This is a genomic window from Aquimarina callyspongiae (assembly GCF_034322225.1).
Classification (GTDB): domain Bacteria; phylum Bacteroidota; class Bacteroidia; order Flavobacteriales; family Flavobacteriaceae; genus Aquimarina.
In genome coordinates, this window is sequence record NZ_JAXLPA010000003.1 from 829,380 (window position 1) to 840,965 (window position 11,586).

Annotated in this window: 10 protein-coding genes; 2 read left to right on the forward strand and 8 right to left on the reverse strand. The window is 31.8% G+C overall.

Annotation, left to right across the window (positions count from 1 at the left end; genetic code table 11):
• Positions 1–34: 34 nt before the first annotated feature.
• Positions 35–628, reverse strand: coding sequence for a YceI family protein (locus U0D62_RS15880; RefSeq protein ID WP_322288291.1), 594 nt, complete (start codon positions 626–628; stop codon positions 35–37).
• A 91-nt stretch (positions 629–719) separates the two neighbouring features.
• Positions 720–1,763: a helix-turn-helix domain-containing protein gene (locus tag U0D62_RS15885; RefSeq protein WP_322288292.1), complete on the reverse strand. Its 1,044-nt coding sequence runs from the start codon at positions 1,761–1,763 to the stop codon at positions 720–722.
• 551 nt (positions 1,764–2,314) lie between these two features.
• Here U0D62_RS15885 and U0D62_RS15890 point away from each other — a divergent pair.
• Positions 2,315–2,884 carry a hypothetical protein gene (locus tag U0D62_RS15890; RefSeq protein ID WP_322288293.1) on the forward strand — a complete coding sequence of 190 codons (570 nt, stop codon included), beginning with the start codon at positions 2,315–2,317 and terminating at the stop codon, positions 2,882–2,884.
• Between the two features lie 15 nt (positions 2,885–2,899).
• Positions 2,900–3,409: a nuclear transport factor 2 family protein gene (locus U0D62_RS15895; protein WP_322288294.1), complete on the forward strand. Its 510-nt coding sequence runs from the start codon at positions 2,900–2,902 to the stop codon at positions 3,407–3,409.
• Here U0D62_RS15895 and U0D62_RS15900 read toward each other — a convergent pair.
• From U0D62_RS15900 to gdhA, 6 genes are all read right to left on the reverse strand, one after another.
• Complete coding sequence (locus U0D62_RS15900; protein WP_322288413.1) at positions 3,406–4,074, reverse strand: HAD family hydrolase; 669 nt, start codon at positions 4,072–4,074, stop codon at positions 3,406–3,408. The two genes, U0D62_RS15895 and U0D62_RS15900, sit on opposite strands and share 4 nt — an antisense overlap.
• A complete protein-coding gene (locus U0D62_RS15905) occupies positions 4,075–6,483 on the reverse strand; it encodes a TonB-dependent receptor (protein ID WP_322288295.1) in 2,409 nt (802 codons plus the stop codon).
• Positions 6,484–6,486: 3 nt separating this feature from the next.
• Positions 6,487–7,206: a DNA repair protein RecO gene (recO, locus tag U0D62_RS15910; RefSeq protein WP_322288296.1), complete on the reverse strand. Its 720-nt coding sequence runs from the start codon at positions 7,204–7,206 to the stop codon at positions 6,487–6,489.
• A complete protein-coding gene (gene porZ / locus U0D62_RS15915) occupies positions 7,206–9,482 on the reverse strand; it encodes a type IX secretion system anionic LPS delivery protein PorZ (protein ID WP_322288297.1) in 2,277 nt (758 codons plus the stop codon). The genes recO and porZ overlap by 1 nt, the downstream gene beginning before the upstream one ends.
• Before the next feature lie 135 nt (positions 9,483–9,617).
• Positions 9,618–10,112: a hypothetical protein gene (locus U0D62_RS15920; protein WP_322288298.1), complete on the reverse strand. Its 495-nt coding sequence runs from the start codon at positions 10,110–10,112 to the stop codon at positions 9,618–9,620.
• A 117-nt stretch (positions 10,113–10,229) separates the two neighbouring features.
• Positions 10,230–11,573, reverse strand: a complete 1,344-nt coding sequence (gene gdhA, locus U0D62_RS15925) for an NADP-specific glutamate dehydrogenase (RefSeq protein ID WP_322288299.1) — start codon at positions 11,571–11,573, stop codon at positions 10,230–10,232.
• Positions 11,574–11,586 lie beyond the last annotated feature (13 nt).

The following is an 11,586-nucleotide window of genomic DNA, read 5'->3' on the forward strand; positions in this document are numbered from 1 at the left end:
TTTATTTAAAAAATAAAATTTTAAGTAGATTCAGCTATTCTCTTTGAGCTAATGCTCTTATTTTAATCTTAACATCTTTACCTATAAATAATGAACCGTTATCCATTTTCTTATTGAGTTGTATACCATAATTAAACCTATCAATTACAATATCTGCTTTGATACCTATAGTTTCTTTTTTGGTTGGATCAGTAAACGGTCCTAAAACTTCAATAGGAAATTGGATTGTATTGGTTATACCTCGAATAGTTAAATCTCCTTCCATCATATACTCATTGTTCTTATTTTTTTTAACGGTGTTTGATATAAATGAAATTTCTGGATATTTCTCTGTATACAACCATATTTGACCTTTTAGATGCCCATCTCTCGTTTTATGATTGGTATCAAGACTATTGGTTTTAATTTTTACATTAACTTTCAATGTAGATATATCTTTATCCTGAATATTTACATTTCCTGAAAACTCATTAAACCTTCCTGACACCTCTCCCACCATAAAACGTTCGACATCAAAACCTATATAAGTATGACCTGGGTCCAATACGTAAGAATCGTATATCGTATTAAAACTAATAGTTATAAAAGAGGCCAATAGTAGAAGTAATATATAGAATCTAGCTTTCATATTTTGAAGTTTTGTTTTGTTCTTCAATGATAGCTTCTAATCTCAATTTATCAGACAATCGCTATAAAGATTGCCTTCATTTGGGAAAATTTTATGAATATATTATTGCCTCGCGGTATTTAGAAGGAGTTGTTTTTTCAAACTTCTTAAAAGCATTTACAAAGGAGGTTTTATTACTAAAACCAGCATCAAAAGCGACCTCTAACAGCGTTAATTCAGGGTTTTCTTCAATAATTTTTTTTGCTTCTAATATTCTATACCTATTTATGTAGTCAAAAAATGATAGCTGAAAATGTTGATTAATTATTTGTGATACCTGATGATTGCTTAGTTTGATCATCTGTGCTAGATCTTTCAGACGTATTTCTGGGTTCATATAACTTTTCTCCTTGCGAACTAAATCATCCAACTGAGTAGCATAAGACACTATATCATCTGAGTTTAAGGAACTACCTGCATATTTACCGTTTTTGGTCTCAACAGGTTTCCAGGCTATATCCATAAGATAATAACTAATCAGATAAAACAACACTCCTATAGGTAATACATATATGTAATCCAGATACCGTCGGTATATATCCGTTACTAATAAAACATACAGGAAAATAGCTGAAAAAAGCAACACAAATAACAATGTTATATTAAAGCCCCTCAACCATTTGACTTGTCTATCAATTGTAGCGTATTCTGATTGCAACTTCAGAGTATAAATTTTAAGGATACTTAGATTTTTAAAAAGGTAATATCCTAAATGAATAAATTGTAAAACAAAAATCACAGAATACATATATTGTAATGGAGATATAATCTTTTCTCTGTGATCAAAGACTGAAAGCATACCATAATGAACCTGCCTACTATTTATAGTCTCCATTGTAAATAGTGGTATGATAATTACAGAAGCAATAAAAGGTAGAAAATGCAATAGCTCTTTTTTTGTAAATCTCCAGTTAGCATTAATGATCGTTTTAAAGTAAAAAAAAGTAATTGGGCCCAATAGCATCCAAGATCCATATCGGGTTCCATAAAAAACATTCAGCTTTATATTAATTGTATTTCTAATAGCTAAAAACTCAAATAAAAACCACATTAAAATCAAGATCAAAGAGAAAAGGTATTTATTTTCTCTTTTCATTCTTCTTTTGGAGGACATCAAAAGTATTGATAACAAGAATAATCCTTGAAAAATTATAATAAAAATAAGTATGGACCAGATATCAAAATTCATTGCACTATAAACTTATGAAAAATAAATATGGCTATGATAAATATCTAAAAAATTGATGCGAATCGGCTTTATATAAACCAAATCAACTCACTACTATTCAATAAGTTATAATACAAGTAAAAATCATTTTTTTGTGATAAAATTGTTAAACACTCTTAACAAATGTTAATTTTTAAACATTCTAATAATAAATTATTTGGTTTACGGTTTTGCCTTAGTGCTAATAAATAACTAAAACGCAAACTCAATGAAAATTGATCCTGCTACTATCCAACCTAACGATTTATATATCGTGGACTGAAAACGAATCAATTTCTAATCAAAGTGTATACACTGAAACACAAATCGTCAAATTGCTTAGGTGTATAAAAAACCTCGAATCTAATTGATCCGAGGTTTTATTTTTTGGTGATCGTAATAAATGCCCTATTTTTGAGTCCTTATTTTAAAACGCAACCATGAAGTTATTTCTTTTTTTAACTCTAGTTTCCCTATTCTTTATAGGATGTAAAAAGGAAAATACTACCACTATACAGCAAGATGTACCAATTGTATCATTAGATAGTTTATCTAAAGAAAAAATAGACCTTAATCTATTAAAACTTTCTTCTGATGCTGAAAAAGATCTTGAGTCTTTTGAGGATTTTCAAAATCTCAAAAAACTGATGCAGACTCTTCGTAAGGCTAATCCATATTATATTCGTAAATATGCGGATAGTATGGATGTACTAATTCAAACTACCGAAGAGAATCTTTCAAAAGATCTAAAAGTAAACACAATCACCTCGCGATTAGTAGTATTATCTACTGAATCTGGTTTACTAAAACAATTGGCAGAAAAAAAACATCCAAAGGCAGAAAAACTTATGGATGCAAATACATTATTAATTACTGCATATAATAGTTTAATTATTCAATTAAATGAATTATCCCTAGCAATCCCTGAAAACATAGAAAAAGAATTGCTTCGTGATAATGAAAATTTAAGAGATTCTATAAACAGCCCTCAATTAAATATTGAAAACTAAATGTAACAAAATCTTATGCGAATCAATTTATCTCTTATCATTTTACTATTGTTTTGTATAGTTTCTTTTGCACAAGAAAAAGAACATTCAGAAATTAATAGCACTCTTGAAAAATGGCATAAAGCTGCTTCTGATGCAGATTTTGAATCATATTTTGGACTTATGACTTCCAATTCAATTTTTATAGGAACAGATCCTACTGAAAATTGGAATTATGATGCATTTAAAGCTTTTGCAAAACCATATTTTGATAAAGGAAAAGCCTGGAGCTTTACTACATTAGAAAGAAACATATTTAATAAAAAAAATACAAACCTTGCTTGGTTTGATGAATTATTAGATACGCAGATGGGAATTTGTCGAGGTAGTGGTATCTTAGAAAAAACAAAAGAAGGTTGGAAAATAAGGCATTATGTTCTTTCTATTGCAATCCCTAACGAAAATGTAAAAGAGGTTACTTCATTAAAAAGTACTTTTGACAGTACACTAATGAAAAAACTAAGAAAGGTCAAAAACAAAAATTAAATCAAAGTTCTTTTAAACTCTTCGATATTCTTATAACATTTTTCTGCTCCTTGATCCAATAGTTTTTCTTTGTTTTTATCTCCTATTCCTACAAAGTCAAGAGATAGATTTTTTGCTGTTTTCAAATCCCAAATCCCATCTCCAACAGATATAATATTCTCAAATCCATCTCTTGAGTAGAATTTTTTTGATTTCTCTATTGCATCAAGTACAAAACCCTCTCTAGATTCATGTGTTTTTGAGGTAGCTAACAATGATTCATCATACCATATATTACATTGGTCTAATTTGAGTTTTGCCGGTTCTGGTAACGCACCAGTAGCAAAGCAAAATGGAATACTATTTTCTCTAAAAAAACCTATCAAGGATTGCGCTCCTTCAATTTCAATAACCGGATCAAATTTCAGCATTTGTTTTACAAGATCTGATTCGAATTCATCCAATAAATGGCTTGGCATATTATTATCAAAATTACGTTCATAATTATATCGCAGTGCATAACTATCTGTATGATGCTTGTAATTATTATAATCTGTATCAATATCGGTAATTCCCATAGTTAACAGTGAATTTGTAACAGACATTAAGTACATAGGAACACTATCCGTAAGGGTTCCATCGATATCAAATATGTATAGAGTATTTTTGATATAATTGGTTTTAATCTATAATGAATATTTTAGAGAAAGAATCAAATTTCTTCCAGCTGCAGCAATCCCAGATGAGTATGATCGATAACGTTGATCTGTAATATTCTCTAAAGAAAAAGTTCCAGAAAGGTTCTCGTTAAATTGATATTGCATCCTTACATTAAGCGTATACCAGGATGGAGAATATGGGTTTCCATTTTCATCAGTTGCGTAGATATGTGCAACACTTTGTTGCGAAGGAGCCAGATCTTCAAAGTCAAACTTACCATTATAAATTGCAAAAGCATCTACCGTCCATTTCTGATTTGTATATACAAGATGAGTATTCCCAAACTGAGGAGCCACATGCCTCGATGGGTTTGAGGAGCCATCATCCAATTCTTCTTTTCCTCCGACAAAAGTATATTGCGAAGTCAGTTTAAAGTTTTTTGCAAAATTATACCGGATTCCGGCTTCAAAACCATAAATCTTAGCATTAGATGCATTTTGGATTGCTTGCACTCTACTTAACTCTCCTCCAAATATGATTTCGGTTTCACCGTTAAGATCAAAATCACTTCGAACCAAAGCATCATTAAGGTGTGTATAATATCCTGCCAGATCTACTGTGAATGATTTACTCAAATTAGCCATAACACCAACTTCTCCGCTATACGCATACTCCGGCTTAAGATTTGGATTTGGGACTACTACAGAACCAGGTTCAGAATCAAATATTTTACCTACATCATCAATATTTGGTGCTCTAAAGGCTGTTGAAAAATTAAGCTTCCATTGTAATACATCATTAGGAAGCCAACTTAATCCAGCTGTACCAGTAACTGCTTCTGTATCAATATTAGCTTCTGTAAAAGGGAAATCAAAAAATTCGTTATCAAATTCTGAATACAGAATAATTCTATTATATCTTAATCCTCCCTGAAATCTTAGTTTTTCATTGAATTTATGCTTTAAACTTGCATAAGCAGCTATAGACTGCCAAGTGGATCCATCAGGGTACCTAGATGGTGCATTCGCTATTTCTCCTGTTTCAATATTACGTTCGGATCCATCAGAATACACAGCATTCAAAATATACTCGAGGCCGTAATACAAAGATGTATTTTCATTAAATTTCTTTTCTAAATCAAAGTTAATCGAATAAGCATCTACCTGTTCTTGTGTTCTCTCTAAAATTTCACTTCCAAAGTTTCTGTCGTTTCTGCTTTCTTCAAAATATTGATAGGCAGCAGTAACTTTCATTTTATCATATAGTTTATTGGTTGACTTATGAAATATTTGAAAATTCCCCATAAACCATTTTTGTGGACCATAATACCATTCTGCAGATCTTAAATTACCTTCACTTCGCCTAATCAAACGATCATACCTTGGATAATCCGAAGACTCTGTATATGCAAGTCCTAGACTAAAATCCCAATTTTCATTGGGCATATAATTAATCTTTTGTAAAAAATTAACTTGATCATAACCTGTAAAAACTTGTTTTTCAGGATCATCGTTTTGCACTACTACATCCTCCCCATTAATCCTCTCTACAAACTCAGTTCTTAAATAATCATCAGGACCATTACTTCCCATTTTTAAGTCGTCAAAATCTGTATAACTCATACTAGTTAAAAAAGCCCATTTTTCTAAACCAAAATTAAAATCTACATGACCTGTCTTTTCATTACTTGCGCTTGAATACCGTACCAGAGCATTTCCACTGAATTTATTTTTACCACTAAGACCAAACTTGGGTTGCATGGTATAAAAGTTCATTACTCCACCAACAGCATCACTCCCATAAACAACGGATCCTGGTCCAAGTATTACTTCTGTTCTATCAATTGTAAACGGATCTACAGAAATTACATTTTGTACATTTCCTCCTCTAAAAATAGCGGTGTTCATTCGAACTCCATCTACTGTCAGTAATAATCTATTTGTAGAAAATCCTCTAATAATTGGACTTCCTCCTCCTAATTGGCTTTTTTGAACAAAAACCTGTCCTGTACTTTGTAATAAATCGGCTGATGTTTGCGGAGTTGACAACGCTATTTCATTTGCCGAAATACTAACTATTTTTTGAGCAACATCCTTTGTTTCCTGCTCCCATTTGGAAACAGAAATAACCACTTCTGAGAGTTGATTTTTATCTGCTTCAAGGTATATATTATTACCAAGTTTTGTGATTCTCGATTTAAACAAGCTTGTTGTAATATGAGATATATGAGTAAAATACAATATTTCTTCATCAGAAAATATAGAAATATCGGCTACTCCATCAAAATCTGTGGTAGTACTTTTAGACTTTATCTTATTATAAATTGCAACATTAGGGATTGGTTCATTGTTCGACTTACTAAATACAGTTATTTTCTGAGCATGAACTGTAGGCAGAAAAAAAGAAGTCAACAAAAACAGTATGAATAATCTCATTACTTAATTAAAAATTTCATTCAAAATAGATAAAGACTTAGGTTTTTTAAATTCGTGCAAATGTAGCTCAAAATATACTAATAGCACGTTAAGAATCTGACTTCTTAGAGTTTTAGAGAGCTTTATATTCATACTTTCCTCAAATGTCGTGCCTAAAAACTCTTTCAACATAGAAATATTACCTCCATTTAAACAATATACATTAGTACTATTTTGTTGAAAGCACCCTTCTTGCATATTAAAGTACTCTGAATCTATCTCAGAAACGTCTGGGTAAAATCCCAAATATTGAGTTAGTTTTATTAAAAACACTATATGAAAATTACCGATAACTGTATGCGTATCTAACCATAGTAATGTAGTCTCCAGATACTTAAATAAACTCTCATTAGTCTCTTCTTCTTGTATGGCATTTTTTAGAATTTCTGAAAGAAAAAACACCACTGAACTCTTTACAAAATCGGTGTGCAAGGTTTTATAAGGTGAAATTACTTTTGCTTCCTTAATTCTTTCTAACGTACCCTTATCCTTATGTACCGCTTCTATTTCTAATAAGGTTAAAGGTTGAAAAAAAGAAGATCTGATTTTTCCTTTTCGAGATTTTAAAATCCCTTTTAATAAGTAGGACCGTAACCCACTGGTTTTGGTAAAAAGTTTTACTATTAGATCTGCTTCGCCATAGCGTAAAGAATGTAATACTATGGCATTGGTATTAACAATCATTAACGAACAATCAAAAGCTTAGAAACCGTGGTTTCTCCCTGGTCTTCACCAGTAACTAAGATTAAGTATACTCCAGAGGCAACTTTATGTCTTCCAAAAGCTGTTGTATCCCACTGTATACTTCCTCCTTCACTAACTTCTTCATGTACCAGATTTCCTTCGATATCTGTAATCTTCACATTAGCTCTTCTCGTAAGACCTCTGATTGTTACTCTACCGTTAAATCCAGGTCTCACAGGATTAGGAAAAGCCACTACATTTTCTAAATCACTTTCTGGTCCTGTAGCAGTACCTTTAAATTCTAATAACCCATTTACTGTAGCAAAAAATACAGCTCCGGTAGTATCATCTACAGTAACATCTCTAACATTATTTGATGGTAATGGTGAATTTTCTTTTGTAAAATGGGCTAAAGTCTCCTGTCCATCAGAAGAAAAATAAAATACTCCAGATGATCCTGTAGCTACCCATTTGTTATTAGACCCATCGACTTCTATATCTGTTATTCCTTGTCCAAAAAGTAACTCCTGTGGAACTCCTTCTTCATCCAGAATAATAATTTGATTCGTTTGTGGATTAGCTTGCTGAAAAGCTCCTGAAGAATTAAATAAAACTCGAAGTCCAAGTCGTGTACCTATCCAAAGTTGATTATTTTTATCAATTTCTAACGCCTGGATAAAATCATCTGGCAGATCTGCTCCTTCTCCTTTACCAGCCAACTTGATCAATCTTCCTGAATCAACATTGTAACCTATTACTCCATTCTTATTTGTTCCAAAAAAAACATTACCTTCTCTATTTAAAACAACATCACTAAATCCCAAATCGTCCAAAGCATTAGAAATTACAGAGGACAAATTCACATTAAATGTTTGAGCAGTCGAGGGAGAAAATCGTTTTAATCCGTTCACAATTCTAGAGTTAACAATCCACAAATCACCATTATCATCAAACACAGATCCATTAAGTCTAACCACTTCTGAACCTGGAACTAAAGTTTCAAAACCACTATTAACACTGTTATATAAATTTGTAACTTCATTATTGTTTATTTCTAATAACCCATCTTGAAAACTACTAATGAACACTTGTTCTTCATTGGCAGGATTAACACTTATCGCGCTTAGAGCCCTGGCATTTAACACCTTATCATCCGTAATGTTAATCCATCCTTCTGATTTAAATCGACTTATACCTCTCAATACCCCTGAAGGATTATAAAAAGCATCATATTCTCCGTAAACCACCCATAAATCATTATTATTAGCCTCTATACCAAAAGGAGAATTTAATAAAGGGCCTTCTGGAGTAACTGACACACTACTGTTAGAACTATTTGTATTAATCTGTAATAAACCTCTACTATTTGTTCCTAGATATATATTATTATTAAAAATTATTGAAGAATTAAGAGAGAATGTATTTTCTACATTACTAACGACAGATGTGATTTGCTGAAAACTCACATCATATGTCAACGATCTATTACCCAAGGCTAGTGTTAGGTTTTGATCATCAGATGTAAAATCCTGAATATTAGAAGTAGCTGTAATTACAGTGGTAACTGTATTTCCATTCAATCTACTTATCAGATTCGTATTTTGCCAAACAATAATTTGATTATTAAAATTTAGAATTCCATTAAAGTTACCACCAACCACTGTTGACCACTGGTTAAAATCCACCAAATTAGGGTTATTTACATCCGCTCTTAATATTCCATTATCAGGAGTCGTTGCATAAATTGAGTTATCCAAAACGGCTGTTCCAGTAATATTAATCTGAGAGCCTCCTGGACCGACAAAAAAGGTGTCTCCAAATTCAATATTCTCTAAATTGAACTCAACAATACCAAAACCTGTAGAAACATATAGTATATTTCCATTTTCAAAAAAGTGGTTAATTCTTTTTTCTGTTGGAGGAATAGTGGGTTTTTCAACAATATCTATAAATGTTGTTACATCATTATCATCCGTTATTACTTCAAGCAATCCATTCTCATAACCAATTGCTGTAATATTATAAACTGAACTATGATAAATTGAAGAAATAATCTCTCCTGATAATCCGTTGACTGTAGAAAAGGTGTCTATGGATTCACTTTGAGTATCATAAATGAATATCGCATTTTCTGATGCAGCATAAACTTTATCATCAGTAGCATATAAATCATTAATCTGAAAATAGGAATAATGCCCTGTCCATTGATTACTAAAATCTTGTGAAGATAAAAATAAGGGTAATAAAAAAACTAATAATACTTTAAAATAACGCATAACTTTTTTAGAAACTTTTGCTACGATTTGATAACACGCTAAAATAGTAATTATTGCAGTTATCACACTTAAAAAGCGATTCTATATTATAATGAATACTTTTTTACATCAAAATTTAACTTCAAAATTTATTAATCAGAGCAATTCTTTTTTTGATTGACAGCGTTCAAGAGAATCTTTGGCTCTATTAAGAGTATTTTTATCCAACGTATTTAAACCACATTTTTTATAATAATCAATAGCATCATCTAGTTTACCTTGTTGCTCGTACATAATAGCATACTCGTTATATATAGTCGCTTTTGTAATACCTGGAATGTTCATTGCACTATCTAATAATTCTTTCAATTCTTCCCATTTACTTAAAGTTGATAATAAAACAGCATAATTATAATATACACTTGGGTACATCGGGCTTTTCTCTAAGCATAATTTATAAAGAGTTTCTCCTTTATCAAATTCTTTAAACTTTACCTCATATAGATATCCTAAATGATTATATGCTTTCCCAAAATCTGGGTCTATATCGATGATTTTTTCTAATTTATTTGTAGCTTCATCATAGTATCCATTCTTGATATCATCATTTGCTCTATGAAGCATTTCTTCAAGCTTAGTAAGGTGATCCATTGCAGTACGTTTAGTTATTTAATTTACTGGAAGTAAAATGATTGTGTATTCCAAATTTAACTAAAAAAGCCATTCAAATTATATTTGAATGGCCTTTAGATATTATTTTATATAATTTTATATAACTCCTTGAGCTAGCATTGCATCTGCAACTTTTACAAATCCTGCAATATTGGCTCCTTTTACATAATCTATATATCCATTTCCATCAGATCCGTACTCCATACAAGATTCGTGTATTTCTTTCATGATCTGCTTTAATTTATCATCAACTTCTTCTCTTGTCCACTTGTATCGTAAAGAGTTTTGAGTCATTTCTAATCCAGACGTTGCTACTCCTCCAGCATTAGATGCCTTTCCTGGTGCAAAGAAAATTTTTGCTTCGTGAAAAACCGAAATCGCTTCTGGTGTACTTGGCATATTAGCTCCTTCACTAACACAGATACATCCATTTGAGATTAGTTTTTTAGCATCTTCACCATTAAGTTCGTTTTGTGTAGCACATGGTAGAGCTATATCACAAGCAACTCCCCAAGGAGTTTCTCCTTTATGAAATTGAGCAGAAGGGTATTTATCAACATACTCGCTAATACGACCTCTCTTTACATTTTTTAACTCCATAACAAAGGAAAGCTTCTCTTCATCAATCCCTTCAGCATCATAAATATATCCTGAAGAATCAGATAGTGTAACCACCTTAGCTCCTAATTGCGTAGCTTTTTCAGTAGCATATTGTGCAACATTCCCTGAACCAGAAACCACAACCGTTTTCCCTTTAAGAGCTTCTCCTTTGGTTTCTAACATATTCTGTGCAAAATATACAGCTCCATAACCTGTTGCTTCCGGACGGATTAATGATCCTCCCCAAGTAATTCCTTTTCCGGTAAGAACTCCTGTAAATTCGTTTCGCATTTTACGATACATACCAAACAAGAATCCTATTTCTCTACCACCAACTCCTATATCTCCAGCAGGAACATCTGTATCTGGGCCAATATGCCTAAAGAGTTCACTCATAAAGCTATGGCAAAAACGCATGATTTCATCATCTGATTTTCCTTTTGGATCAAAATCAGAACCTCCTTTACCACCTCCCATTGGAAGGGTAGTCAAACTATTCTTAAAAACTTGCTCAAAAGCCAAGAATTTTAGAATACTTAAGTTTACTGTTGGATGAAAACGCAATCCTCCTTTATAAGGACCAATAGCAGAATTCATTTGGATACGATATCCTCTATTTACATGAATCTCTCCGTTGTCATCTACCCATGGTACTCTAAACATGATAGCTCTTTCTGGCTCAACCATTCTAAGAAGAATGTTTTTACCATTGTAAATTTCTTTTGTAGCAATGTAAGGAATTACAGTCTCTGCAACTTCCTGTACTGCTTGCAGGAATTCAGGTTCATGGGCATTACGAGCCTTTACCTCTTCCATGAACGCATCTATCTTTGCTTGCATATTTTAATTAAAT